Origin of the sequence: Sphingomonas desiccabilis (genome assembly GCF_004135605.1) — a bacterium.
Lineage (GTDB): Bacteria > Pseudomonadota > Alphaproteobacteria > Sphingomonadales > Sphingomonadaceae > Sphingomonas > Sphingomonas desiccabilis.
In genome coordinates, this window is sequence record NZ_SDPT01000001.1 from 826,841 (window position 1) to 851,295 (window position 24,455).

Consider the following 24,455-nt stretch of genomic DNA (forward strand, 5'->3'; position numbering starts at 1 on the left):
TCTGCGATGTGAGACAGTCTCTACATGCGCTCCAGCGTGTACACAATCCCATAATGTCGCCAAACGCAGACTATCTGCGCGGCTCGTCGCAAGTTTGACTCTGTCCGACTCTGTGGCTGTCTCGTGGTACGCTAAGCCCATGACGGACTCCGCCCCCGATCCCGTGACGCTACGAATGGCTGCCCGGTTGCCCACGGCGAGGGCCAGCAGGCCGCGCTCGGTGGACCAAAGGGACGGTCTGGAACGGCTAGGCGCCGAGCGTGCCCTGAAGCAGCTCGCCAAGGACCTGGAGGCTACTGCGGATCATCTGGACCGGAAGGGCCGGTGAGGGGGGCCGCTATTCCGCTAGGTAGGTGTGCGGCCGATCAAGACGCCACCGGCTGCAGGTCAAACTCAAGGTCAGACTCATATCCCGCACCGGTTTCGTCCACCTGCTCGATGATGCTCTCCCAGGGCCATTTCGCTGTCGCGTATTGACGATAGAAGAAGAGCTGCTTGTCGACGACGAATACCTCGTCCTTCTGCTCGTCGTAAGAGAGAACAAGCCCGCGACCTTCCCCGTCGACCTGAAGCCCGTCGATCTTTAAGAGTATCTGCCGCAGGTTGGGTTTCTGTATTCTCGGCTCGCGTTGCGCGGCGAGGCGGTAGATTTGGTCTCGCGGGAAACCGCTGGAGAGGTCAGCGACAGACGCTTCCATCACAACTTTGAGCATATGTGCATAGATGCCCGTGGCATTCGTGCGCCTGCGAATCCCCGCAGCCACCCGAGCCGCAAAAGTTTGGTACTGCGCGTTGAGTTGGTCGGCGTATGCCATCGCTGCGCTCTCGTAGGCACCTTCATCGGAGATTTCCACGCGAGACGGTTGGCGCCGTTCGACGCCTGCTTCGTCCAAAATCCCTAAAGCGAGTGTCTGCAGGATTCCAACCGTGCCATAAGAGTCATGGATCAGCCGGCCGCATATCTGCCTCGAAAAGGAGATGTTGAGTGCTTCTGAGCCTTGCTCCAGCACCGCTCTCAGGTCGTCTGCCGACCAAAAAATTGAGACCTCGCGCACCCGCCCCGTAAGGTCGGAATTAAGATGGAGAAGTAGATTGTTTTCGGACCAGATGCCGATGATAACTACGTAAGTACGATAATCCCATAGAGCCTTCAGATCGAAGGCGAAGGCTTTTCGTGCATCATGAGGCAGGTAGTGAAAGTCCTCGATTACGAGCCGCCGACCAGATTCGTTTATAATCTCGGAGACGAACCGTAGGTCGTCCAAGTCTCTGCCGACCGGTATGGACTTCGCGGATGTCTTTAACTCCCCTTCCAGCCCAAGCTTAACCGCAATCTTGCCCAGCAGTTTAACCGCAAACTCACCGGAGGCTTCAAGATTCGCTTTGAACCCTTTCTCGGATGTGCGCTCGGTGACTAGCTGAAGCCCGAGCTGAGCCAACGCATCGGTGTAGAGGTCGCGCACTCCCTTACCGAGCCGGCACTGGACCGTAATGGCGTCGGGGATGTTCTTTTTCCTAAGCCAGCTCTTCCCGCACTTCGATTCGCCACGAAGAGCGATGTGCGTATCGCGGCCCAGCAACTTCTCAATCCGCGCGTCCAGCCCGCCGCGGTTAACATACGAAGGCGTCAGGATTTCGGTCGTTACGCCGAAGACCTCCTGCGATTTATATTGCTGCTCGAACATCCCCAGCCCCCCAACGTCGCAAACGTGAGACTTACAGATTGCCGAGAGGGCGGCAAGGTGCGAGCGGCGAGGAAGGGGCGTGCTGGATCGGCTTGTTCATGGGGTGACGGAGAGGGGCGGCGGATTGAGTGTTGGAGCCGCTTCAGCACCTCAGTCGTCGCCGCAGTGCCCTCCAGGCCCCCTCATCCCGAGGGAATGGATCGGCGAGCGTAGCAGGCTGCGGTGTGGCACTCAGCCGCGGTCCTCGCTTCCCGCAGGTCCTACAGCGGATGTAGTGCCCTAGTGCCCCAAGCTGGGTGCTCCAGCCCTTCAGCATCGCATAGCGCCAGAAGCGGTTCGCATCGAAGACATGCTCTGCACCACACGAGCAGCGGACCCGCAGGTTCGCACGGTGCTTCGTCAGGTCACTCAGGCTGTCCAGCCGGGTATTCGCGGACACCTCAGAGCGGCAGCGGCATCTGCCGTGCGTCGTGGGCTCCCTGGGGACGCGCTATGGCGTCGAGGATCGTCTCGGCCAGCTCGGCTGCCGCTTGTTCCCGTAGGCGCTGAGAGGGCGCTGTGAGGCCCATACGGGCCCATCCTGGTGCCTGGAGGAGGGTCTGGGCGAGGCTGGAGGAGTCGGGGTTCGTCATGCCCGGTGTTCTCGTCTTGTTCTCCGATTCGTGCAAGCGGGTTTGTGGGGCGCCTGGGGGAATGCGGGGGACGTTGAGGGCCGGCGAGGGTGCAAAAAGCCGGACGGCAGCTAACGCCCAGTTCCGGACATCCATCAACTAAGCGGTTCGTGTGCCTTTTCGCAGGCGGCCAAGGCGTCGCGGGCGAGCTGGTCCAGCCACACGTCATCCGATGGCTCAGTCCAAGGCCGGAGCACCTCCACCAGAAGGGGATCAGCGATCAACTCGGCGGCCTCGAACACGGCCATGCTCGCCTGTTCGCCAGATAGTGCGTCCAAAGCGAGTGGCAGCGCTAGCTTCCGATCGCGCTTGGCGATCCCGAGCAGCGCCTCCGCTCTTACGACATCATTTTCATCGTTGGCGGCTGACAGCAGTGCCTCGCGGATTTCGGGCGTATCGGCATCTTCTGATGCCAAAAGCATCGTCGCCCAGTCGCGGTTAGACAGGTCACCGTCCCGCGTCATCGCGATTAGCTTCCGCATGTTCCCATTGGCGAAGGCTGAGCCGGAAAGCGGTACCTCCTCAGCGATCACCGCCTTCAAAAAGTCAGAAGTGGGCTCATAGCGGTCGGTCATCAGCGTAAGCTATCACCAACGCCGCACGGCAGCTATCCACCTACTTTCGGCCGTCCGCCCCTCGTGCTCGTCAGTGCCCGATCGTCCCTGGTTGTGCCTGAATGTCCCGGTGAGGGCCGGCGAGGGCCTGTCTAATCCTTCGGTGCTCCGAGGACCGATCCGCTCTCCCCGCACGTTGAGGGGCATGCGCGACAACATTGTGGCCGTGGGCCTCCTCACCCAGCGAGACCTCCAGGCCCTCGGGTCTGGCTTTGATCGCGCGTTCCCCGTCGATGGCCTTGAGGGCTTCAGGGACCTGCTGGCCCAGCTCGATCAAATCGAGGCACTGTCGGCGGCAGGACAGCAAGGGCCGGCGAGGGACGGCAAGCCCTAGGTCCCTCTGTCCCCTTGCGTGTACACGCCCCTCATCCCGCACCGGCACACTGGGCCCTAATGTCCCCAGCCGGAGACGGCGAGGCCCGCTGGATCGCCGCAATGTGCTGCCAATCCCCTAGGCTGTGGGGGACGCAGCGGCTTCAGCATCCAGTGACAAACCGCAGAAACCTGCTGGTCTCCGTTATGGTGGGGGACGTCGTTGTGGGGGGCATTGCCTCTCCGGGTCCCCTCCGGGGGCTGGACGGGAGCCCGCTGGCCGCTCGCCGATCGCGTTCGCAACTGACGGCTTCGCTGCACGCCCATAAAAACGGGTCGGACCTCTCTGACATCCGCAGTTTCCCTGGAGTTTCTGCGGGTCCCATGCGGCTCTTGCGGGTCCCAGAGGCGCTTTGCCGGGTCCCTATGTGCCATCCCGGCCACCACCCGATTATTTCTCGGGTCCCATCGGGTCCCATCCAGGCTCCGGGAGTCCCTGAAAGGACCGACCCGGCCCTAAACGGAGGACCCTTAGTCGCTTGATCGGGAGGGGACCCAGGGGCACCCAGGAGGCCGGGTAGGACCTCCTGTAACCGACTGTAAAATGACGGGAAATCAGGGGAGGTGCATTAGTGCGACCATATGCACAACTGTCTGCAGATGGCGACCGTCCTCGATTGTGCGTCAAGGGTCCTCAGGGGCCCTTTAAGACCCTCAAGAGTCCTTATGGTAAGTCATATAGGAATCTATCCCTTTAGGTCCTCAGGGCCTTTAGGTCCTTAGGGTCTCTCGATCCCCCAAGCTGCTCGCCACTGATGCGAGCCTTCCACGAAATCACCCCCATTATAGGCGTCCGGCCCATCGGTCCGCCGCAGGACCCCGTATGTCTCTCGAAACCGCTCAGTACCTCCACCAGCTCAACCCGGCCAATCCGTCCGGCGCCGATAGGCTGAAGGAGGGCGACGACCACATTCGGATGCTCAAGGCCGTCCTCAAGGCGACCTTCCCCGGCATCACCGGCCCCTTGTCGACCAGCGTGACCCACACGTTCCTGAACGGCCTCGCGGGCCTCTTGGTCCCTGTAGGAGCCATTGTGCTCTGGCACGGGGCCCCCGCTGACGTGCCGAAGGGCTGGGCCATCTGCAACGGCGACAAGGCCGCTAAGAGCGACGGCACCGGCACGATCACGACGCCGGACCTCCGCAACCGGGTGCCTGTAGGCGCCAGCGCGGACCACGAGTTGCTGTCGACCTTCGGCCAGACCAGCGCGACCTACACCTCGTCGGTTGCGGGGAGCCACACGCACACCGGAACCGCCGCAGAGGCCGGCTCGCACTCGCACTCGGGCAAGACAGGGGATCACTCCCTGACGACTGCCGAGATGCCTGCCCACAGCCACATGGTGGCGGCGCCCGGCACCGCGACGTCGCTGCTGAGCAACAGCAACACCCTGGCCACCGGCAAGCAGGACGGCAGCGACTCCAACTACACCCTCACGGGTCGGAGCGAGTCCGCCAGTTACGGCAAGACCTCGGACGGCGGCGAGGGCAAGGCCCACAGCCACCCCATCACGGCGGACGGTGCCCACACGCACAGCCTCACGGTCTCACAGGTCGATGGGCACAGCCACACCGTCACCGTTGATGCGACCCAGCCGTCGATCGCCCTCCACTTCATCATCAAGGTCTAGGCGCTCCTGTCCCCGCTGAGGGGCACCAGGGCACCCGCGGGCCTCCAACACGAGAGCTGATATGTCTACCTTCCCGGTCCGCCGACTGGGTCAGGCCGGGGTCGTGACTGACATGCACCCCGCAGACCTTGAGGACCCCGCGGTTTTCACGGCAGGGGTCAACGTGCGCTTCCGCAACGGTCGCGTCACCCGAGGCCCTATCCCCCGCACCGTGGCGACGCTCGACTTCGAGCCGGGCCACGCGGTTGCGATCCCGCCATCTTCCGGCGGCTACGACGAGATCATCATGGCCTCGGCGGACTTCGGGACCGTTAAGCGCCTCAACGGCGCCGAGCTGGAAGACCTGACGCCTCCAGGGCAGGTCGCCGGCAGCGAAGGCTACCCGATCACGAGCTGCTTCCTCGGAGGCGTCTCATACCTGAACCGCGAGAGCCACGACCCCATCTGCAAGGTGCCGGGCGACAGCACTTACAACGTGCTCCCCAACTGGCCTGAAGGCTACCGCTGCAAGGTGCTGCGCTCCTTCAAGGACCAGCTTGTCGCGCTGGGCGTGACCAAGGCGGGCGCCTATTACCCGACGATGGTGAAGTGGTCCGACCTGGTCGGCTTCGGCACCCCGCCGGGCGACTGGTCGACCGATAGCACCACCAACTCGGCCGGCGAGAACATCGTCAACGAGATGCAGCACACCATTGTCGACGGGCTGGCCCTTCGGAACAGCTTCGTCATCTACTGCACCAACTCCGTGTGGCAGATGGACTACGTCGGCGGCGACTTCATCTACCAGTTCACCAAACTCTTCGACGAGCGCGGCGTCATCAATCCCAACTGCGTCGTGCAGGTGGGCGGGTCGCACTTCGTCTTCGACCGCAACGACATCTACGTCCATGACGGCGTCTCCCCGACGTCCATCGCCGACCAGAAGGTGCGCGAGTTCATCTTCGACGCACTGGACACCGCCAAGAGCCACCTGTGCTTCGTCAACCACGATGCGCGGCTCAGCGAGATACGCTTCTGCTATCCGTCCGCCGACCGCCTGGTGGGCTGGCAGGGCCCGACCAACGGCTGCAACCGCGCCGCGGTCTACAACTACGCCAACGGCACCTGGACCTTCTACGACCTGCCGAACGTGACCGGCGCCTGTCGCTCGGCCCTCATCTCCGGCAAGAGCTGGGATGACGACCAGGAGGTCACCTGGGACGGCTCGCAGGGCCTCTTCCTCACTTCGGAGGGCGACGAGGGCCAGCACGTCCTCTTCGTGGGCCGCTCCGACCCCTCCATGGGGCTCACGGCCCCGCGGCTCTATGGTCTCGACCTCCTGCGGGGTGGCACGCTCACCCAGCCGGTAGAGCCTGAGGCCGTCAAGCCCGCCTTCATCGAGCGCGTGGGCCTCGACCTCGACATCATCGGCAAGAACCTGACGCAGTACACCCATCTGCAGGCCATCTGGCCCCAAGTGTGGGTGGAGGCGCCGGCCGACAGCTACTGGCAGTTCGGGGGCAACGACTTGGTGAACCAGGAGCCGACGTGGTCCGACGAGACCACCTTCGACCCGAACGCCGAGGCCAAAATTGACATCAACGAGGCCGGAAAATACCTCGCGTACCGCTTCGGCGTCCGCGGGACCGGAGACTTCCAGCTTTCCGGCTTCGACATCCAACTTGTGATCCGCGGGAGGCGCTAATGACAGGCACCACCTTGATCGACGCGGTACGAGCCAAGCTCGCCAGCCTGGTGCCCTTCCGCAGGCAGGTCCGGCCGGCGGCGGCAGCGAGCTACGCTCCCTTCATCGACGGCGAATTGCAGCGGCTCGCGGCCACGACCCGAGACATTGTCGAGGCTCTGCAGGCTCTCGACCCTATCCTCGCAGGCCTCGCAGAGCAGGGGGGAGCCGATGGGCGCACCTCTTCCGGCTCCTAGCCACCAGCTCAAGGTCCCGGTTGTCCGCCGCTCCGTGTACACGCTGTACCTGGAGCAGGCCACGCCGCAGCACACCTTCATCCATTGCGACGTCCATCACCCCTGGAGTGGGCGCGTTAAGCGACAGCTCGCCGCCGACTTCGAGGCTCTCAAGGCTCTCCACGGCGGCCCGCTGTACGCCCTGCACGAGCGGGGCGACACCAAGCACTCCAAGTTCCTCGCCATGTTCGGCTTCCGTTGGGCCGCGTCGTTCGTCGACCACCACCACCGCCACATGGAAGTCCACCAGACGTAAAGAACACCATGGGCTCTCTATTCGGTGGCTCCAACACCACCAAGACCGACCAGACGACCAACACCGGGCCGTCGCAATTCCAGCTCCCCTATCTGCAGACCGCGTTCAACGGGGCGCAGAACCTCTTCAACTCCCAGTCCGGCACGCCCTACTATCAGGGCGAACTTTATGCCGGCATGTCGGAGGCCCAGAAGGCGGCCCTGCAGGGGCAAGTCAACTTCGCCACCGGCACCGGGCTCTCCTCGGCGGCCGACCTGACGAAGATGGGGCAGGGGCTTCTCGGCAACGGGGCGAAAGCCCAAGGCCTCCTCGACCAGTACACCTCGCTCGCGAACACGGACGCCACGGGCGCCAATATCAAGGCAGCGAGCCAGTACGCGGACAATCCGTACCTCGACGGCCAGATTGATGCGGTCAACCGCGACGTGTCGCGTCAGCTCACGGAGAGCACGCTCCCGTCGATCGACCGCTCTGCGTCCGGCACCGGCAACCTCAACTCCAGCCGAGCCGGCGTCGCCGCGGGCATCGCCCAGCGCGGCGCGGCGGATCGCATGGCCGACAACGCCGCCTCCCTCCGGGGTCAGGCGTACAGCCAGGGCCTGAACCTCGCGTCCCAGGACCGCTCGACGAACCTCAACGCTCTAGCGACGGGCGCCAGCGGCTACGCAGGTCTCGCGAACCAGGGCCTCTCTGCCATCTCCGCCGGCAACCAGCTTGCGAACAACTCCTTTGGTGTGATCAACAACGCATACTCGCAGGAGCAGGCGGACCGGCAGGGTCAAACCTCGGCCGACTTCCAGAAGTGGCAGGGCAACGACCAGCGCCAGTGGGACATCCTCAACCGCTATTACGGCATGGTTGGCGGCAACCAGTGGGGCCAGTCCGGCACCACGACGGGCACCCAGGTCACCAAGCAGAACCAGGGGCTCCTCGGGGGCCTAGCGGGCCTTGCCACCACGGGCCTCGGCTTGGCCGGCGGCCTCGGCTGGAAACCCTTCAACTAACACGAGCGAACCATGAACCCTCTTATGATCCCCGCGGGCCTCGCCGCCGCTGGGGCGGCTACGGGTGCCTCACGGCTCCCCGCAGCACCTCCGCGCCCCGCGGGCCTCTGGGACCACGGAAACCGCCACAAGACCCTTCTGGCCATCGGCGCGGGCCTCCTGTCCGGCGGAAACTTCGGGGAGGGCATGGCCCGCGCCGGGCAGAACGTGCTCGGCCTGGAAGAGTCCCTGAGGACGTCCAGCAAGGCTGGCCGTGAGTTCGGGGGGCCCGACGACGCCTTCGAGATCATCACCGACCCGGTGACAGGCGAGCGCTCCGTCCAGCCCGTCCCGGCCTTCCAGGAATACCTGGAGGCGAAGCGGGTGAAGCAGAAGGACGTAGCCGACATCAACGGCCGCGCCATGTTTGCCCTGCAGCAGCTTCCCGAGGATCAGCGGCCCGCAGCGTACGAGCAGATGCGGCAGAACCCGGAGCACTTCGGCGTCGACCCGACGAAGATGCCCGAGGCGTACGATCCGAACTACGCCGCCGTGACGAGCGGCATGGGCATGACGGTCTCCCAGGCGCTCACCCGCCAACAGGCCAAGGACAATGCCGCGGCCCTGCAGGACTACCGACAGGACGTCCAGGCCGACCGCACCGCGCGGACCGGCATCTACCGCGACCGCTCCATCGCCACCACGGCGCAGGGCGCCCAGCGCATCGCCCAAGGTGACGCCCGCATCGCGCAGGGGGCTCAACGCCTCGCCATCAGCAAGACGAAGGGCTCCGGCGGCGGCAGCAGCAGGGGCGGCCTCGATAACCGCTACGAATACCGCATCGGCCCGAACGGGCAGGTGCAGAAGAGGCTCAAGAAGTAATGGTCGATCAAGACAACGACGGCTGGGAAGACGTCACCGACGCCCGCGAGGTTAAAGCTCTCGTGGGCATCAAGGGCCTCCAGCAGCAGACGAAGAGCCTGCCGAAGGCTCCCCCGAAGGGGGGCGCGTTCGACATCAACACCCCGGAAACCCGCCCCACCGGCCAATCCGCTCAGGCGGCCTACACCAAGGTTGGTGCCGCCCGCGCGATGCTCAAGCAGCTCAGCCACGTCCGGTCGCTCTACGACAAGAATATGTCGGCGGGAGGCCTCGCAGGCGTTCGGGAGTTCAACCCGCTCAACCGGCAGAACCAGGAGTTCGACGGCGCGGTGTCGGCTATCCCGCTGCTAGCCCGGCAGGCCTTCCGCGTCGCGGGGTCCGGCTCAGACTCCGACCGTGAGCTGAAGCTCATCACCGACGCCCTGCCGAACCGCTGGTCCTTCGACGCGACCAACGCCGAACGCTTCAAGACGCTCGATAGCGTGCTGCGGGGCTTCATCACCTCCTACGGAGGCCTCGCCGGCTACTCGCCGGCCCAGCTCAAGGCTCTCTCACAGGAGCACACGTACGGCCGACCGCTTCCTAAAGCGCCGGTCTCCCGACCCAACAGCGACGCTCTGCGCCGCAAATACGGACTGAAATAACCATGCCTGACATCGCCAGGATTAGAGCCAACGTCGGCTCCATGATCGAGCAGGGCGCACCTGAGGCCGAGATCGACACCTATGTCGCGTCCGAAGGTGTCTCCGCCGAGGACCTGCGCGATGCCCGCATGGATGCAGGTGACGAGCAGGCCTACGCGGCCCTTGCCGCCGACCCTCGCACCACCGCCGCCGACCTCAAGGGGTTCGTCAAGCAGCGGGGGTTCTCACTGAACGACGCCGACATCGACGCCTTCATGGCCGCTCGGCAGCAGGGCTCGAAGGTCGGCCGCAAAGTCGTCTACGAGGGCGAGGCACATCCTCCCGTCTCCTTGGCGCAGAACCTGGGGGCCGCGGCAGGCAAGTTCGCCGACGCCATCCTCCCTGGTGTCGCGGGGCTCGATCGTGGTGTCCACAAGGTCACCGCGAACGCCGCGCAGGCCCTGCTCGGCAACGAGGAGTTCGACCCGTCCGCCGCCTTCCAGCAGGGCAAGGACGAGCAGGACTTCTCGCAATCCCTCTTTGATGCCCAACACCCGAACGCCAGCACCGCTGCCTCCGCGGCTGGGCTCGTCGGCTCGCTTCTCCTTCCCGAGGCTCGCGTCCTTCGTGGCTCCGGGATGCTCCCCGGCATGGGTAACGCTGCCCTGACCGCGGGGGGCTACGGGGCGCTTTCGGGGGCGCTGAACGATTCCGGCGGAGGTCGCGTGGAGAACGCGATCCTCGGCGGCGTCGCAGGTGCCGGGCTCGGGGCCGCCGCTGCTCCCGCCTTCCGGGGCGCAGCCGCGATCGGATCGGCAGCCCGCCGCAACGTGCCGGGTGTCGACGCGACCGCTCGGTTCCTTGAGAACGTGCCCCGGCGCTTCCGCAACCAGCCGCTGGCGCAGCCCGGCGACGCCGCGGCGGCCCAGGGCGAGCGCATACTGGCCGACGAGCTGCCGCAGGGCACCATAGCGACCGGCATGGGCACTGGCGGCGCCCAGGCGACCCCTCAGGCTATCGAAGCCGAGGTGGCCCGCCGAGCAGCCATGAACGTGCCTGCAATGCCGGTCGACGTGTCCGAGAAGGGCCGCCGGATCACCGGCTGGGCACTTCAGGGCAATGGCCCCATGGCGACCCGCGCCCGCAACATGCTCCTGCAGCGGCAGGCGGCCCAGGGTTCTCGCATCCGCGGCCACCTAGCCGAGGAGCTGGGGCCGGCTGTCGACCCGGTCCAGGCGGTCGACCAGATCAACCGGCGTGCTTCTGCGGCTTCCGGCCCAGGCTATCAGGCCGCGTACGCTCAGCCCATGGTCCTGACGCCGGAGATCGAGGGCATCATGCGGACCCCGGCGTTCCAGGACGCCCTCCCGCAGGCCCTCCGCAACATCCGCAACGCCCAACGCGACCCGGTCGAGCTGGGCTTCCGCCTGGACCGCGACGGGAATATTGCCGGCACCCGGACCCTCACCGTCGAGGGCTTCGACCAAGTCATCCGCGCCATGCGGGACGCCGGACAGGCCGCTATGGACACGAGCGGGTTCCGCCCACGGAACACGACCAACTCGGTCCACATCAACGACCGCGTCCGCGACCTTCGCGGCCACCTCGCGGACCAGAACGAAGCCTACCGAGACGTCACGGCGAACTATGCCGACGAGATGGCACTCCGCGATGCACTAGGCGCCGGGCAGGAGGTCTCGAAGCTCACCGGCCCCGAGATCGCCGGCCAAATGCGCGATATGCCGCAGCACGCCCAGGAGGCCTGGATGACAGGGGCCCAGACGGCCCTTGCGGATGAGGCGACCCAGGCAGGCTTGAAGCCGACCGCCAACGTGGCCCAGCGCACCCGCCAGTCCCTCGGGATGTCCGGGGCAGGGGCCCACGCCTCCATGGGCGACCAAGCCAAGCAGCAGGCGCTCGAAGCTATGTCGGGCCGCCCTGGCTTGATGAACCGGCTGGCCGACCGTCTGGAGGCTGAGGACCAGGGGTTCAAGGCCTTCCACGAGGCCTTCGGCAACTCCAAGACGCAGCCCCGGCAGGCGATGGACGAAGCCCTCTCGGGCCAAGCCCTTCAGGTGGCCGGCAGGGCCGCCCGCGGCGACATCATTGGCGCAGTGGCCTCGGTCCTGTTCCAGGGGAATCCTCGCGGCACCCTGCGCTTCAAGCAGGACGTCCAGGACCGCATCTCCGAGCTGATGACCGCAACGGGCGCTGCCGACGTGCAAACCGCAATGCGGGCCATCGCTCGGCGGGCGCAGCAGGACGCCGCGTTCGCGGATGCTCTCAACCGCGCCGGCATCAAGCCTTCGAAGATCGCAGCGATCCTCGCCGCGTCTCAAGACACCTCGCCTACCTCCACCTCGGAGGGCGAGGACGAACCTCTGATGCCACCCGTGTACACGCGGGCCAACCAGTAGGGGCTGGGGGTCACACCCTGGCCCCCTCAGCCTCACCAGGACAATATGCCAACCAAGAAGCCTGCGCCTGCGGGCCGCTCCCGTGCGCCTAAGGGCCATGACTTCTCCACGTTCCGACGCGGGGCCCTTTCCAGTTTCAGCACGCCCACCATGCGCTCCCTTCGGGACCCCGAGGCCAAGGGCCCCAAGGCCGGCGCGACCATCCGCACGGCTTCCAAGCCGCGGGGCGTGCTGACGCGACTGGCCTCCGACGCAGTCGCCGGGGTCTCGCGTGCCCTCGGCAGTTCCGAGCGTGACGCAGCCCAACGAGCCGCTCGCTTCGAGGAGCTGAACCACGAGTGGAACCCGCTGTCCTCCGCCGACACGATCGGCACGCAGCTCCGACGCCTCGCCGACGACGACCGGGACTTCAGCAAGCGCGACTTGATCCAAGGGGCCGTTACCGGCGCCCTCACGCTCGCCCCTGAAGTCGCCGCACCGGCCGCAAAGGCCTTCGCCCGGACAGGTGCCGGCAAGCGCATCCTCGGAGCCCTCTCGAAGGTAGAGCCGATCGTCGAGGACACCGCGATCGAAGGCAGCTCTAAGCTCGTCCGCTCGGCCCCGAAGCAGCCGCTCCGGGACGTCCGCACCAAGGACGGCGCCGTCGTCACCCCGGCACCTCAGCGCCCCGCGGGCGTCCTCTCCGACGAGTACGTCCAGAAGCCGCTCGCAGGGCAGCCGCGGGGCCCCCGAGGTTCGGGGCCCGACAGTGTCCTCCGGGACGTTGCGCGACGCTACGCCGAGAAGGCCGGCATCCAGTACGATCCGCCGACAGAGTACCTCCGCGTCGATCCCAAGCGGGCTGGGGCCATCGCCAAGGCCTTCGAAGCCATGCCGCACGACCCTCAGAACCCCGCGGTGCGGGGCTCCTATGAGGCACTCGCTCGCGAGACCCTGGAGCAATATCGGGCTCTGCAGGAAGCAGGCTACAGCTTCGGGTTCTACCCGGAGAACGGCGACCCCTATCCGAGCCCCTGGGACGCAGTCCGCGACCTCCGGGACAACCGCCAGATGCGGGTCTACCCCACTGACGCCGGCTACGGCTCACAGGGCATCTCCGCGGAGGAGCTGGCGAACAACCCCCTCCTGGCGGAGGTCCCCGGCGAGACCTGGGACGGCAAGCCGGTCAGGGTCAACGACGTCTTCCGCGCCGTCCACGACGCCTTCGGTCATGCCAAGAACGGCGTGGGCTTCAGGGCGGACGGCGAAGAGAACGCATGGCGTGCTCACCTCGGCATGTTCAGCCCCGAGGCGCGGCCGGCGATGACGACCGAGACCCGCGGGCAGAATAGCTGGCTTAACTTCGGGCCTCACGGCGAAGCCAACCGCAACGCCTCGACCGCGGACACCGTCTTCGCCGACCAGAAGATCGGCCTGCTCCCGGAATGGGCCCTTGACCCTCAGGGCGTCCCACCGGCCCCCGCGGAAAGCCGCCTGGGCTATTGGTCCCCCGAGATGGTCGAGGCCATCAAGCAGAAGCACGCAGGCAGCAACAGCGCTTACGTCGTCGAGATGTCCCCGAGCGAGTTCCTTGGGCTCACCGCGAGCCCCGAGGGGCGGCAGGCGCTGAACAGCACCTCGTCGATCGGCGATTTCTCGCAGGAGCTGTACGAGGCATCTCCGCCCCCGATGCTGGGCGTAACGCTCGGCAAGGAACCCAGCGCGGTCCAGCGCTCTATGGGCGTCGAGAGCCTGCCGAACCTCGTAATGTCGCACGACGGGCGTCACCGCATGGCTGCTCTAGACCGTGCCGGCGTCAAGTCCGTGCCCGTGATGGTACAGCTTAACGGTGCGGCGCCGAGCGCTCTCTCGGAGCTACCGCTGACACCTCAGCGTTCCCGCAACTCCCCACTGGAGAGTGGCGACACGCCGGCCGTGCTGCGGAACATCCGACCGCTCAGCAAATACCAGCCGTAACGGACAGGGCCCTTGGGAGACCAGGGGCCCTAGTTCGCCCGTGGGCGGCACCCCAGCGCATGGATTACCATGGTGCTGTGATCGTTAAGCAGCTCGCGGATTTTCGGCGTGCGCTCGACCTTACCCTCGACGAGGATCGCCTCAAGTATCCGGCCGAGCGTCTGATAGGTCTCGACCATATCTTCGCCGACATCGTCCATCTCCCGGTCTTCCACGGGGATTTCCGACCGGCTCTTTCGCGGGGCTAGGCTCATGCCGCTCCAGATAACACCTGACATAGAGTTTCGCCATGCCCACTAAGCCGACCGGCCGCCCCCGTGGCCGCCCGCCGGGCGTGAAGAACAAGCCCAAGACGATCGAGCAGTTCGTGGTCGAGCACATCCGCTCCCCGATCGCTCCGCCCCCGGCGCCGCCCAAGAAGGCCGCGCGGGGACCTTGGGCCAACATGACCCCCGAGGAGCGGAAGGCCTACAGCCAGAAGCTCGTCGCCGCCCGCAAGGGCAACCACCCGAACACCAACATTCCCGGCAAGCCCCGGCACCTCACCCACGCGCAGTGGGCTGCGGTCCAGGCAGAGGCTCGGCGGGACGCCAAGAGGATCATCCAGAAGATGAAGGACGCCGGCCAACTCCCGGACGATCCCAGGGCCGTCGAGGCTCTGGAAAAAGCCGTCACCACCCTCCGTACCGCGGAGACCCCCAAAGACGTCGCCGCGCTCGGCCGTCTCATTCTCGACTTCACCAAGGCCAAGCCGGCCCAGAAGATCGAAGCCACCGTGCGGAGCGCCGAGGACATCCTCGACGAGATGGCGGCGGACGAAGAGTAACACCCTATGGCCAATGCGCCCTCTCCAGGGGACGCCGAGGCCCGCCGCAAGGCTACCCGCAAGCGCCTCCTAGACGACTTCCAATTCTACGCCCGCAAGGCCCTGAAGATCAGGACCAAGGACGCGAAGATCATCCCCTTCGTGCTCAACCGGGCCCAGCGCCGGCTTATCGAGGCGCTCCTGAAGCAGTGGCAGGAAACCGGCCGTATCCGGGTCGTGATCCTGAAGGCCCGCCAGCTCGGGTTCTCCACGGCCTGGGGCGGCTTCATGTACTGGTGGATCAGCCAGCACCGCGCCACCAAGGGGATCGTCGTCACCCACAAGGCGGAAGCCTCGACGGCGCTGTTCGACATGACGAAGCGCTACCATGCCGAGATGCCGGGGTTCCTCCGGCCCTCGACGTCGAAGGCGAACGGGCGAGAGCTGAAGTTCGACAGGCTCGACAGCGGCTACATGATCGCCACGGCAGGCGCCGATACGGTCGGCCGCGGTGAAACCCTGCAGCTCGCCCACCTCTCCGAGGTCGGCTTGTGGCCGAAGGGCAAGGCCCGTGAGATTATGAACGGCCTCCTGCAGGCGGTCCCCGACGTTCCCGACACCTTCGTCGCGATCGAGAGTACCGCCCGCGGCATGTCCGGCCCCTTCTACGAACAGTGGAAGGCCGCCGAGGCCGGGGAATCCGGCTATCTCGCCTACTTCGCGCCCTGGTTTGAGGACGAGAAATATCGCGTCTCGCCTCCAGAAGACTTCCAGCGCACCCCCGACGAGGAGGACTACTGCGCCAAGGTCTACGACGAGTATGGCGAAGTCCTCGACGACGCCCAGCTCCTCTTCCGGCGCCGGAAGATCGCCCAGGATGGCCCCGACCTGTTCAAGCAGGAGTACCCGACGTTTCCAAAGGACGCCTTCCTGACCTCCGGGTCCCCGGTGTTCAACCTTGAGAAGCTCGCCGCCCGCATAGAGGAGGCCCCCGACATCCTCCACCGGATGGAATACGACCCGGTCGCCGGCTGCTTCAAACCTGACCCCCGCGGCCGGCTGTTCCTCTACCGCGAGATCGACCCGCACCAGGAATACACCCTGGGCGCCGACGTCTCCAAGGGCACCGCCGAGGGCGACTGGTCCGTCGTGCAGGTCCTAGACCAGCACAAGCGGCAGGTCGGCATCTGGCGTGGCCAAGTCGAGCCGGACTACTTCGCCCATATTTGCTACCACCTGGGCGAGTTGTTCAACTGGGGCCGACTGGCGATCGAATTTAACAACCACGGCATCCTGCCGAACACCATGCTATACAAGGGCCTCATGGTCCGTGGGGAGCTGAAGACCTACCCGAACCTCTACACCCGTGAGGTCTACGACAAGACCAACGACGAGACGAAGGAGGAGCTAGGCTTCTACACCGACGTCAAGACTCGCCCCCTCATCATCGACGAGCTGCGCCAAGCAGTCCGCGACGCCACCATCTGTCTCTATGACAAGACCACGCTCGACGAGATGACGACCTTTGTCGCCGACCCTAAGTCGGGGAAGATCGAGCACGAAGTCGGATGCCACGACGACACGATCCTCGCCTTGGCAATCGCTAACCACATCCATGAGGGTCACTGGGAGCAAATCGCTTCCACTGACGACCTCTACTTTGAAATGACCGGATAAACTCCCCATGAAACTGAAGCCCCGTGTCCTCACCGATGAGGACTTGGTTGGCGCGTGTGTTGCGCGGGCAGAAGCCGGCTCCTCGTTCGTAGACAGCAACCTCCAGGCCGAGCGCCGGGAGGTCACGATGTACTATCAGGGCAAGAAGCCCTTTCCGCTTCGCGAAGGCGGCTCGCGGTTCGTCAGCCAGGACGTCTACGAGAGCGTCGAGGCCATGAAGGCCCAGATCACCGAGGCGTTCGCCGCCGGCAACAACATCGTCTCCTTTCGCCCCCAGAACGCGGGGGATGTCGACCTCGCCCAGCAGGCCACCGAGTACTGCGAGCACGTCATGTTCGCCCAGAACGATGGCCTGGAGATCATCAACGGCGTCACCCACGACAGCGCCTTGAACCGTGTCGGCGTCGCCCAAGTCTACTGGGACCGCTCGTCGATTACGACCGGGCACACCTTCGAGGACGTGCCGCTCGAAGAGGCCAGCCAGCTCCTGTCGGACTCTGCGGTGCGCCTCACCGACAAGCCGGTCCAGAAGGACGCCGGGAACGGTGTGTACACGGTCTCCGGCGAGTTTGAGAGGATCGAGGACACTTCCCAGGTTCGCATCGAAGTGGTGCCGCCTGAGGAGTTCATCGTCTCGGGACGCTTCAAGGACCTCGCCCGTGCGCCTTACGTCGCCCGCCGCCGCCGAGTGACCCTCGGGGAGCTGGTGGATGACGGATATGATCCCAAGGTCGTCTATGCGATCGAAGGGGAGGAAGACGACCTCGCCCTGGACGAGGAGAGACTCCAGCGCGAAGAGGACACGGTCGTCACCGGCCTTGACGACGAGAGCGAGGACGAGGCGGGGCGCCTGGTTACCGTCCACATGTCCTTCATCCGCATCGACGCGGACGGGGAGGGGCGCCAGCAGCTCTGGAAGGTCGTTCACGTCGGCCGCACCCTGCTCGACAAGCAGAAGGTCGCCGACCATCCCTTCGTGACCTACTCCATGCTGCCGGAGCCCCACACCTTCTACGGGGGCAACTTCGCGGCCCGTACGATCCAGCACGCCAACACCAAGACCACCCTGACGCGAGCTATCATCGAGCAGGCGGTCGAAGCGACCAACCCGCGCTGGCAGGTAGCCCGTGGCGGCGTTGCGAACCCACGAGAGCTTATCGACAACCGGCGCGGCGGAATCGTCAACGTGCGGTCCGTTGTAGATAGCGTGGCGCCACTACCGCAGACCCCGATCAACCCCTTCGTCCTCCAGACGATCGGCATGGTCGACCAGGCGCGGGAGGATACCACCGGCATCAGCCGGCTCAGCCAGGGCTTGGACAAGAAGGCCCTCAGCCACCAGAACAGCGCCGGCTTGGTCGAGCAGCTCACCAGCAACAGTCAGGTGCGCGGCAAGGTCATGGCGCGGCACTTCGCGGTCCAGTTTCTCACGAAGCTGTACCTGAAGGTTTACGCCATCGGCATCGAGAACGACCGCCAGCGCATCCTTGAGATCGCGGGCAACTTCGTCGAGATCGCCCCGCAACAGTGGCGTAGGCGCTCGCACGTCCAGGTCGACATGACCCTGGGATACGACGAGCGCGACCAGCAGGCCCAGGAGCTGCTCGCGTACGACAAGTACATGACGCAGACCCACCCGCGGCTCTACGGCGAACAGCAGCAGTACAACGTGCTCCGCAAGGCCCTGCTCGCGAAGGGGCACAAGAACGTCCAGGACTTCCTGGCCGACCCCGCCACCCTGCAGCCTCCCCAGCCGGACCCCAAGGTCGCCGCTGAGGTCGCCAAGCTCCAGAAGGAGGTGGAAGTGGCCGAGCGCGAGATCGTCCTCAAGGAGGCCACCGCGCAGCACAAGGTACAGCTCGCAACCTTCGAGGCGCAGCTCAAGGCAGCGCTGCAGGAATCCGACATCGACCTGCGGAACCGCGACGCGGACCGCCGGGACGACGAGACTGCCAACCGGATCGACACCGCTCAGGCGGAGCTGGAGCTGGCAATCTTCCAGGCTCAGAACGCGCCGGAAGGGAACAGCAAGGTCTCGGCCATCATCAGCCCGAACAGCTAAAAGAGCCCATGTCCAACCTCGTCCTAAGCGAGGCGGAGCAGGACGCGATCGAACAGGGGGAGGCCGCCGGTCTCCTCCTCGATCACCCCATGTTCCTCCGCGCGATCGAGGCGGTGCGCCTCCAGTGCGCCGAAGCGATCCTTATGTCCGAGCCGGCTGCCCAGCAGTCCCGCGAGGATGCCTACAACCTCTCCCGAGGCCTCTCCGCGATCACCGCGGAACTGGCAGCCCTGGCCGCCCGTGGCGAGCAGGTGCTTGCCGAGGCTGAAGCCCAGACCGAGTCCGACGACCCCGACGAGGGCGACACGGAACCGGCCCCCTACTGAAAGAACCCCCGACCTTGTCCACCGAGACTTCGGACGACAATTCCACCAGCATGAGCGAGGAAGCCGCGGAAGCAGCCCTCCTCGAAAGCCTGGGAGGCGACCCCGCTGACCAGAACGATGACGACCAGGATGCCGACGAGGACGAAGACCCGAGCGGCGGCCCTGCAGACGACGACGAGGGCCTCGACGAGACCGAAGAGGTGGACGAGGACGCCCCGGAAGACGACGAGACCCCTCCGGCAGCGCTCGACGACGACGCGGTCGTGGCAGTCGAGATCAACGGCGAAGCGAAGGACTTCAAGCTCGCCGACCTGAAGCGACTCGCGACCGAAGAGGCCGTCATCACCCAGCGGGGGCAGGAAGCCGACCTTCTGGGCGGACGGGCCGCAGCGACCCTCCAGGCGGCCTTGGAGGCCGTGCAGGAAGACCTCGCGGCCTATGAGGGCGTCGACTGGCTCGTACTGCAGCAGGAGCTGGACCCCGAGACCTTCGCTTGGCACCGACAGAACGCCCAGCGGGCCCAGGGCCGCTTCCAGAAGCTCGTCGGCGCCGCCCAGGGCTTCGAGGCTGTGGTGGCCGAACGCAGGCAAGCCGAAACCACCCGTGCGGCCCAGGCTTGCGTCGCTGAGCTGCGGTCCGATCTGCCGGGTTGGAACGACAAGCTGTACGGCGAGATCATGGCCTACGGCATCGAGGCGGGCCTTCCCGAGGCCGACGTCACAGCGATCACGAACCCGAAGGTCATCAAGCTCCTGCGGAAGGCGATGCTGTTCGATCGCGGCCAGAAGGTCGCAACGAAGAAGGTCCAGGCTGCCCCGACCAAGGTCATCAAGGGCGGCACCCGCGAGGACGGCACGGCCCGGATCGCCGACACCAAGAAGGCCGCACAGCGCCTGAGCCGCACCGGCTCGGACGACGACGCCGTCGCAGTTCTCATGGGGCGCTGGGGCTAAACGGCCTCCGCATCCCAACACCCATTTCAATACCCACTCTCAAAGAAGAAAACACACCCACCATGGCTACTTTCAAGACCTACGACTCGGTCGGCGCCAAGGAAGACGTCTCGGACGTCATCTCGATGCTCAACAAGCACGAGACCCCGTTCACCAGCTCGCTGACGAACCGCACGGTCGGCCAGAAGACCTACGAGTGGCAGGAAGACGAGCAGGAGGGCGGCCAGGACAACGCGCAGGTCGAGGGCTTCGACGCGGTCGAGGAAGACCTCACCACGACCGAGATGCGGTCCAACACCACGCAGATTTTCTCGCGCACCATCCGCCTGTCGGGTTCGGTCGAGGCGACGGAGCACTACGGCCGCAAGTCGGAGCTGGCCCGTCAGCTCGTCAAGAAGGGCAAGGCCCTGAAGCTCGACCGCGAGCGGGCCTGCGTCGGTGTCGACCAGGTGGCAGTCCTGGGCAGCTCGACCACGCCGCGCCGCCACGCCTCGGCCTTCCAGCTCATCGACGCGGGCAACAAGATCGAGAACGCGGCCACCGCAGCGCCGCTGGCGGAGACCACGCTGCGCTCGGCGATTCGCAAGAACTATGACGAGGGCGGCAAGGCCCGCCGGTTCATGGTGGCCCCGTACGTTGCGGAGCAGACCGCCGAGTTCGCCGGCAACGCCAGCCGCACCCGCGAGATCACCGGCAAGAACGCCAAGGAGATCGTGCATGTCGTGGACGTGTACACCACGGCGCTCGGCACGCTGTCGATCGAGACCAACCGGGAGATGAAGCGGGACTACGGCCTGCTCTGGAACCCGGAGGACTGGAAGAACGTGACCCTGAAGGGCCGCGGCTGGTTCCGGGAGACGCTGGCGAAGACCGGCGACAACACGAAGATCATGCTGGCCGGCGAGTACGGCCTGCAGCACAACAACTTCAAGGCGTCGACGCTCGTCACCAACATCGGCGAGTAATCGACCTCAAGGCCCTCGGTCCCTTCAAAAGGGGCCGGGGGTTTCCTTTCACCCCGATTCAGTTGCGAATGACCACGACCTCCCGCTTCGTCGGACTTGACGAAGACTTCGTACTCGACACGGTCGATGCCGACCTACAGGTCACCGGCACGATCGTCACCGAGCAGCATATTCCGCAGTCCTTCTTGGACCGCGTCGCCGCCAAGAGAAACTGGCAGGACGCCCAGTCCTTCTCGGCGCTTACCAAGGGCGACGACATCGAGAAGATTCACCTCGCCCGCATCCCGGTCGCAGTCGTGAACAAGTGGAGCCGTGAGGGCTTCGACCTCTTCCAGGCCCTCCACGACCCCAACGGTGCCGCCCTGATCCTCGCGAAGCTGCGCTCCGAGGACCTCACTGCCTTCCAGACCACCTCCCGGACCTTCTAGCCCCTTATGAGCTTCGGCAAACTCAAGACTGCCCTGAAGGGCATTATCAACCGCAAGGACCTGACGGACGAGCTGGCCGGAGACTTCATCAACCGGGCAGTGACCGAGATGGAACGCATCCTCCGGGTCGGCTCCATGGAGGCTCTCCTCCAGGCCACCTTCGACGGCACCTCAAACACCATCACGATCCCCAGCGCCTACATGGAGCTGATCGACATGTTCACCGCCGAGGGCACGTTGGAACAGGTCGACAAGGACCGCTTCTTTCGCGAGTGCCCCGAGGGCCGCCCCCGCGTCTTCATCAAGACCGGCGCGAGCTGGCTCCTCAAGCCTACCCCGGCGGCTGGTGTGACCGTCTACGTTCACCACTATGCCGAGACCCCTCCGCTCCAGGTCGACACCGACGAGAGCGTCTGGACCCGGTCCGGTTTCAACGCGGCCCTCTACGCCGCAGCGGCCCTAGCGGCCGATTATTTTCAGATGGAGGACCAGTACGTGCAGCGCTTCCAGAGCAAGTCTGACGGCTACGTGGTCGCCATCCAGAACCAAGACCTCGGCGAGAAGATGAGCGGCCCGACCCGCATCGGCCGCCCCGAATATCGAGGAGACTACTAAGCCATGGCAGACTTCCCCGCTGCCTCCTTTTACGGGCAGGGCCAGAACGACCTGCGCGGCCCCAAGGGCGACAAGGGCGACAAGGGCGACCAGGGACCTCCGGGCCCCCGCGGCGAGCAAGGCATCCAGGGCCTCACCGGCCCTGCAGGCACCGATGGCACCGATGGCATCGACGGGACCGATGGCCGCGCAGGCAAGGACTCGCAGTACCGCTACGGTGCCTTCGCTGTCGCCGGCATCCAAGCCGCGGAAATCCTAATGGATCACCCAGTGATCGAGGGCCACGTTCTTGGCGCGGACTTCGCCGGGTCCGCGGCTTCCTGCGGCATCCCGCCGAACGACATGTGGCTCGCGACCGTCTCCAAGAACGACGAGCCCATCGGCACCCTGACGATAACCCCGATGGGCGCATGTACATTGGGAACGCTGGGGCATCTTCCAGTCACCGTTTCGGCGGGTGACGTAATTAGCGTGGTTGCTCCCGACGAGCCTGACATGGCGATCGGGCGAGTGCGCTTCACCTTCGCAGGACAACTCTAATGGCCGCTACGGCTACCTACTTCGTGGGCTCCGGCGTGGACGCCTTCACCCCGAGCCCCGCGGGCGTCACGGACACTGGCTCGGCAATCACCCTCCAGGGTGGGGACCCTTACCATGTACGCGGGCGTCTCACCGATCCCGCTACCGGCGAGCCCACTGCGGTACAGGCGTGCTGGTTCCACTTCGTAGTGAGGGGCACCGGCATCACCGACAAAGCTCCGTTCCTGACGTTCCTCAACTCCGAGGACGTCGAGGTGCTCAAGGTACTGGGCAGCGGGACGGACTCCTTCACCTTGCAGGTGCTCACCGCCGCCGGCTTTCAACAGCTCGGAAAGTGGGCGATGCCCGACTTCTCGGCCGATGTTGCGGTGGATGTGCAGGTCGACCTCCCGAAGGGGCTGATCGCGCTCTATTGGAACCAGGGCGAGACCGTGCTCAAGCGCGGCGTGGACGTCTCGAAGATCGGCGACATCGCCACCTTCAGGATTGGGGTGCCATCTACATTTCGCGGTTGCACCTTCTCGCAGGTCATTGTCGCGGCCTACAACACCATTGGACATACCGTCCGCATCCGGCGCCCTAGTGCGGTGGGCTCTCTAGCAGGCTGGAGCGGTGACGCCGCCGCGGTCAGCGAGTCCGCGATCAATGACGCGACCGCAATCAGCACCTCTGCCGAGGGCGCTATCACGACCTTTGCCGGGCCCGCTCTGCCAGCGACGGCGGCAGGTAGCGTCATCAAAGCCGTGGCCGTCGCCGCGCGGGTCCGCAAAGACACCGCTGTTGCCCCGACTAATATCAGGGCGGTGCTGAAGGTAGGCGGTCAAGTGTGCGAGGCTCCCGCGAACGTCCCGATCAGCGACGGCTATGCGGGCACCTCTACGGTCTTTCCGAAGAACCCGCAGACTGGTGAGCGCTGGCAGATCGCCGAGGTGAACAGCGAGTTCGGCCTCAAGGCAACGGCGTAGCCTCATGGCTGTTTCGGCTTCTAGGCTTACCCAGTCGATCGTAGAGGGACGAAACGATCATCTCATTGCCTCTCGGCTGTCTCACTACCTGGTGGAGGGACAGAACGCCTCTGTCCTGTCCTCCCGGCTGTCCCACTACCTGGTGGAGGGACAGGAGAAGCACGTCCTGGCCTCCAGTTTGTCCCTCTACGTCGTCGAGGGGCCCCTACCTCCCGCTCCTGACCCGCCTCCGCGGCGCCGGCAGGTCCACCTCGTCTGAGACCAATGAACCCCAACGACACCACCCCGCTCATCCTGGACCTTCGGGACCGGATGGCCCGCATCGAGACCAAGCTCGACGGGCACAACGAGGCGCACATCACGATCGACCGGCGCCTCGACAAGCTCGAAGCCACTCAGGAAGCCCAGGCGATCCTGGTGGCCGAGAACCGCTCTGCGATCGAGACCGGCAAGGCCCGCGTGGCCACTGTCGGAGCTATCGCGGGCGGTCTAATGGCCGTCCTGACGTTCCTGGGTGACCACTTTTGGAACATCCTGGGCTGACGGCCCCGCAAAGAACCTCCCATGTTTGGGGGGTTCTTTTTTCGTTCACGTTGACGACAGAAAAGCGTCGGCTATCTGGAACAGTCGGTGTAGGATGACGTTTACCGATTGCAGACTGTCGCCGAAGGCTATACATGGAGACCCACATGTCCCGCGAAGACCAAGCCACTGCCGCCCTGCGGAAGCTGAATCGCCTCTTCTCGACCATCCGGTCGTCGATGGGCGAGAGCATCCCGCTGCAGGTCGCGCACACTTTCGTCCTGGCCTGCCAGAACGAGGGCATTGGCGTCGTGGAACTAGCCGAACGGGCAGGGGCAACCAAGGCAACCATGAGTCGCCACCTGCTCGACCTCTCTGAGCGCCTTCGGAACGGCCAGCCGGGCTACGGCCTCCTACAACGTACGCAGGACCCGAATAACCTCCGGTCCATCATCTACACGGTCACTCCGAAGGGGAAGCTGCTCAAGAACCAGCTCGTCGACATACTGGAGGACTAATGGCGCCAGCCACCACCCCCACAAACCATCC

At 65.3% G+C, this 24,455-nt stretch carries 26 protein-coding genes; 22 read left to right on the forward strand and 4 right to left on the reverse strand.

Annotated features, from left to right (window positions below):
- Positions 1 to 365: 365 nt before the first annotated feature.
- The 3 genes from EO081_RS03990 to EO081_RS04000 all read right to left on the reverse strand — a co-directional run bounded on the left by EO081_RS03990 (position 366) and on the right by EO081_RS04000 (position 2,931).
- Positions 366 to 1,685, reverse strand: coding sequence for a hypothetical protein (locus EO081_RS03990; protein WP_129340608.1), 1,320 nt, complete (start codon positions 1,683 to 1,685; stop codon positions 366 to 368).
- 440 nt (positions 1,686 to 2,125) lie between these two features.
- Positions 2,126 to 2,452: a DUF6771 family protein gene (locus EO081_RS17240; RefSeq protein WP_311720260.1), complete on the reverse strand. Its 327-nt coding sequence runs from the start codon at positions 2,450 to 2,452 to the stop codon at positions 2,126 to 2,128.
- Entirely contained in the window at positions 2,452 to 2,931 is a 480-nt protein-coding gene (locus tag EO081_RS04000; protein WP_129340610.1) for a lyase, read from the reverse strand. Before EO081_RS04000 ends, EO081_RS17240 begins: the two co-directional genes overlap by 1 nt.
- 184 nt (positions 2,932 to 3,115) lie before the next feature.
- On the opposite strand from EO081_RS04000, the gene EO081_RS04005 reads away from it, so the two are divergent.
- The 10 genes from EO081_RS04005 (at position 3,116) to EO081_RS04050 (ending at position 14,048) form a co-directional block, all read left to right on the forward strand.
- Positions 3,116 to 3,304 (forward strand): hypothetical protein, encoded by a 189-nt coding sequence (locus EO081_RS04005; protein ID WP_129340611.1) that lies wholly within the window; start codon positions 3,116 to 3,118, stop codon positions 3,302 to 3,304.
- An 861-nt stretch (positions 3,305 to 4,165) separates the two neighbouring features.
- Positions 4,166 to 4,972, forward strand: coding sequence for a phage tail protein (locus EO081_RS04010; protein ID WP_129340612.1), 807 nt, complete (start codon positions 4,166 to 4,168; stop codon positions 4,970 to 4,972).
- Between the two features lie 61 nt (positions 4,973 to 5,033).
- Positions 5,034 to 6,656 (forward strand): hypothetical protein, encoded by a 1,623-nt coding sequence (locus EO081_RS04015; RefSeq protein WP_129340613.1) that lies wholly within the window; start codon positions 5,034 to 5,036, stop codon positions 6,654 to 6,656.
- Entirely contained in the window at positions 6,656 to 6,892 is a 237-nt protein-coding gene (locus tag EO081_RS04020; protein WP_129340614.1) for a hypothetical protein, read from the forward strand. The genes EO081_RS04015 and EO081_RS04020 overlap by 1 nt, the downstream gene beginning before the upstream one ends.
- Positions 6,867 to 7,187, forward strand: a complete 321-nt coding sequence (locus EO081_RS04025) for a hypothetical protein (RefSeq protein ID WP_129340615.1) — start codon at positions 6,867 to 6,869, stop codon at positions 7,185 to 7,187. The genes EO081_RS04020 and EO081_RS04025 overlap by 26 nt, the downstream gene beginning before the upstream one ends.
- An 8-nt stretch (positions 7,188 to 7,195) precedes the next feature.
- Positions 7,196 to 8,191 (forward strand): hypothetical protein, encoded by a 996-nt coding sequence (locus EO081_RS04030; RefSeq protein WP_129340616.1) that lies wholly within the window; start codon positions 7,196 to 7,198, stop codon positions 8,189 to 8,191.
- A gap of 24 nt (positions 8,192 to 8,215) precedes the next feature.
- Positions 8,216 to 9,052, forward strand: coding sequence for a hypothetical protein (locus EO081_RS04035; protein ID WP_129340617.1), 837 nt, complete (start codon positions 8,216 to 8,218; stop codon positions 9,050 to 9,052).
- Complete coding sequence (locus EO081_RS04040) at positions 9,052 to 9,696, forward strand: hypothetical protein (RefSeq protein WP_129340618.1); 645 nt, start codon at positions 9,052 to 9,054, stop codon at positions 9,694 to 9,696. The genes EO081_RS04035 and EO081_RS04040 overlap by 1 nt, the downstream gene beginning before the upstream one ends.
- A 2-nt stretch (positions 9,697 to 9,698) precedes the next feature.
- Positions 9,699 to 12,092, forward strand: coding sequence for a hypothetical protein (locus EO081_RS04045; protein WP_129340619.1), 2,394 nt, complete (start codon positions 9,699 to 9,701; stop codon positions 12,090 to 12,092).
- A 150-nt stretch (positions 12,093 to 12,242) separates the two neighbouring features.
- Entirely contained in the window at positions 12,243 to 14,048 is a 1,806-nt protein-coding gene (locus EO081_RS04050; protein ID WP_129340620.1) for a hypothetical protein, read from the forward strand.
- Between the two features lie 29 nt (positions 14,049 to 14,077).
- Here EO081_RS04050 and EO081_RS04055 read toward each other — a convergent pair whose 3' ends face one another.
- A complete protein-coding gene (locus tag EO081_RS04055) occupies positions 14,078 to 14,302 on the reverse strand; it encodes a hypothetical protein (RefSeq protein ID WP_129340621.1) in 225 nt (74 codons plus the stop codon).
- 35 nt (positions 14,303 to 14,337) lie between these two features.
- Here EO081_RS04055 and EO081_RS04060 point away from each other — a divergent pair, with 35 nt between their 5' ends.
- The 12 genes from EO081_RS04060 to EO081_RS04115 all read left to right on the forward strand — a co-directional run bounded on the left by EO081_RS04060 (position 14,338) and on the right by EO081_RS04115 (position 24,424).
- A complete protein-coding gene (locus EO081_RS04060; RefSeq protein WP_129340622.1) occupies positions 14,338 to 14,874 on the forward strand; it encodes a hypothetical protein in 537 nt (178 codons plus the stop codon).
- 6 nt (positions 14,875 to 14,880) lie between these two features.
- Positions 14,881 to 16,530 (forward strand): terminase large subunit, encoded by a 1,650-nt coding sequence (locus EO081_RS04065; RefSeq protein ID WP_129340623.1) that lies wholly within the window; start codon positions 14,881 to 14,883, stop codon positions 16,528 to 16,530.
- A 7-nt stretch (positions 16,531 to 16,537) separates the two neighbouring features.
- A complete protein-coding gene (locus EO081_RS04070) occupies positions 16,538 to 18,592 on the forward strand; it encodes a portal protein (protein ID WP_129340624.1) in 2,055 nt (684 codons plus the stop codon).
- An 8-nt stretch (positions 18,593 to 18,600) separates the two neighbouring features.
- Positions 18,601 to 18,918 carry a hypothetical protein gene (locus tag EO081_RS04075; RefSeq protein ID WP_129340625.1) on the forward strand — a complete coding sequence of 106 codons (318 nt, stop codon included), beginning with the start codon at positions 18,601 to 18,603 and terminating at the stop codon, positions 18,916 to 18,918.
- Positions 18,919 to 18,932: 14 nt separating this feature from the next.
- Complete coding sequence (locus tag EO081_RS04080; protein WP_129340626.1) at positions 18,933 to 19,871, forward strand: hypothetical protein; 939 nt, start codon at positions 18,933 to 18,935, stop codon at positions 19,869 to 19,871.
- 62 nt (positions 19,872 to 19,933) lie between these two features.
- Positions 19,934 to 20,836, forward strand: coding sequence for an SU10 major capsid protein (locus EO081_RS04085; RefSeq protein WP_129340627.1), 903 nt, complete (start codon positions 19,934 to 19,936; stop codon positions 20,834 to 20,836).
- Between the two features lie 68 nt (positions 20,837 to 20,904).
- A complete protein-coding gene (locus EO081_RS04090; RefSeq protein WP_129340628.1) occupies positions 20,905 to 21,264 on the forward strand; it encodes a hypothetical protein in 360 nt (119 codons plus the stop codon).
- A gap of 6 nt (positions 21,265 to 21,270) precedes the next feature.
- Positions 21,271 to 21,879, forward strand: a complete 609-nt coding sequence (locus EO081_RS04095; RefSeq protein ID WP_129340629.1) for a phage adaptor protein — start codon at positions 21,271 to 21,273, stop codon at positions 21,877 to 21,879.
- Between the two features lie 3 nt (positions 21,880 to 21,882).
- Complete coding sequence (locus EO081_RS04100; protein WP_129340630.1) at positions 21,883 to 22,419, forward strand: collagen-like protein; 537 nt, start codon at positions 21,883 to 21,885, stop codon at positions 22,417 to 22,419.
- 35 nt (positions 22,420 to 22,454) lie between these two features.
- Positions 22,455 to 23,384, forward strand: a complete 930-nt coding sequence (locus EO081_RS04105) for a hypothetical protein (protein WP_129340631.1) — start codon at positions 22,455 to 22,457, stop codon at positions 23,382 to 23,384.
- Between the two features lie 264 nt (positions 23,385 to 23,648).
- Entirely contained in the window at positions 23,649 to 23,927 is a 279-nt protein-coding gene (locus EO081_RS04110; RefSeq protein ID WP_129340632.1) for a hypothetical protein, read from the forward strand.
- Positions 23,928 to 24,073: 146 nt separating this feature from the next.
- Complete coding sequence (locus EO081_RS04115) at positions 24,074 to 24,424, forward strand: MarR family winged helix-turn-helix transcriptional regulator (RefSeq protein ID WP_129340633.1); 351 nt, start codon at positions 24,074 to 24,076, stop codon at positions 24,422 to 24,424.
- Positions 24,425 to 24,455 lie beyond the last annotated feature (31 nt).

Coding starts and splice junctions, on each gene's coding strand:
- EO081_RS04070 (WP_129340624.1), top strand. CDS start 16,538: ATGAAACTGAAGCCCCGTGTCCTCACCGATGAGGACTTGGTTGGCGCG.
- EO081_RS04090 (WP_129340628.1), top strand. CDS start 20,905: ATGACCACGACCTCCCGCTTCGTCGGACTTGACGAAGACTTCGTACTC.
- EO081_RS04050 (WP_129340620.1), top strand. CDS start 12,243: ATGCGCTCCCTTCGGGACCCCGAGGCCAAGGGCCCCAAGGCCGGCGCG.
- EO081_RS04005 (WP_129340611.1), top strand. CDS start 3,116: ATGCGCGACAACATTGTGGCCGTGGGCCTCCTCACCCAGCGAGACCTC.
- EO081_RS04055 (WP_129340621.1), bottom strand. CDS start 14,302: ATGAGCCTAGCCCCGCGAAAGAGCCGGTCGGAAATCCCCGTGGAAGAC.
- EO081_RS04075 (WP_129340625.1), top strand. CDS start 18,601: ATGTCCAACCTCGTCCTAAGCGAGGCGGAGCAGGACGCGATCGAACAG.
- EO081_RS04095 (WP_129340629.1), top strand. CDS start 21,271: ATGAGCTTCGGCAAACTCAAGACTGCCCTGAAGGGCATTATCAACCGC.
- EO081_RS04045 (WP_129340619.1), top strand. CDS start 9,699: ATGCCTGACATCGCCAGGATTAGAGCCAACGTCGGCTCCATGATCGAG.
- EO081_RS04085 (WP_129340627.1), top strand. CDS start 19,934: ATGGCTACTTTCAAGACCTACGACTCGGTCGGCGCCAAGGAAGACGTC.
- EO081_RS04110 (WP_129340632.1), top strand. CDS start 23,649: ATGAACCCCAACGACACCACCCCGCTCATCCTGGACCTTCGGGACCGG.
- EO081_RS03990 (WP_129340608.1), bottom strand. CDS start 1,685: ATGTTCGAGCAGCAATATAAATCGCAGGAGGTCTTCGGCGTAACGACC.
- EO081_RS04035 (WP_129340617.1), top strand. CDS start 8,216: ATGATCCCCGCGGGCCTCGCCGCCGCTGGGGCGGCTACGGGTGCCTCA.
- EO081_RS04115 (WP_129340633.1), top strand. CDS start 24,074: ATGTCCCGCGAAGACCAAGCCACTGCCGCCCTGCGGAAGCTGAATCGC.
- EO081_RS04030 (WP_129340616.1), top strand. CDS start 7,196: ATGGGCTCTCTATTCGGTGGCTCCAACACCACCAAGACCGACCAGACG.
- EO081_RS04060 (WP_129340622.1), top strand. CDS start 14,338: ATGCCCACTAAGCCGACCGGCCGCCCCCGTGGCCGCCCGCCGGGCGTG.
- EO081_RS04010 (WP_129340612.1), top strand. CDS start 4,166: ATGTCTCTCGAAACCGCTCAGTACCTCCACCAGCTCAACCCGGCCAAT.
- EO081_RS04020 (WP_129340614.1), top strand. CDS start 6,656: ATGACAGGCACCACCTTGATCGACGCGGTACGAGCCAAGCTCGCCAGC.
- EO081_RS04025 (WP_129340615.1), top strand. CDS start 6,867: ATGGGCGCACCTCTTCCGGCTCCTAGCCACCAGCTCAAGGTCCCGGTT.
- EO081_RS04100 (WP_129340630.1), top strand. CDS start 21,883: ATGGCAGACTTCCCCGCTGCCTCCTTTTACGGGCAGGGCCAGAACGAC.
- EO081_RS04000 (WP_129340610.1), bottom strand. CDS start 2,931: ATGACCGACCGCTATGAGCCCACTTCTGACTTTTTGAAGGCGGTGATC.
- EO081_RS04065 (WP_129340623.1), top strand. CDS start 14,881: ATGGCCAATGCGCCCTCTCCAGGGGACGCCGAGGCCCGCCGCAAGGCT.
- EO081_RS04040 (WP_129340618.1), top strand. CDS start 9,052: ATGGTCGATCAAGACAACGACGGCTGGGAAGACGTCACCGACGCCCGC.
- EO081_RS17240 (WP_311720260.1), bottom strand. CDS start 2,452: ATGGATGTCCGGAACTGGGCGTTAGCTGCCGTCCGGCTTTTTGCACCC.
- EO081_RS04015 (WP_129340613.1), top strand. CDS start 5,034: ATGTCTACCTTCCCGGTCCGCCGACTGGGTCAGGCCGGGGTCGTGACT.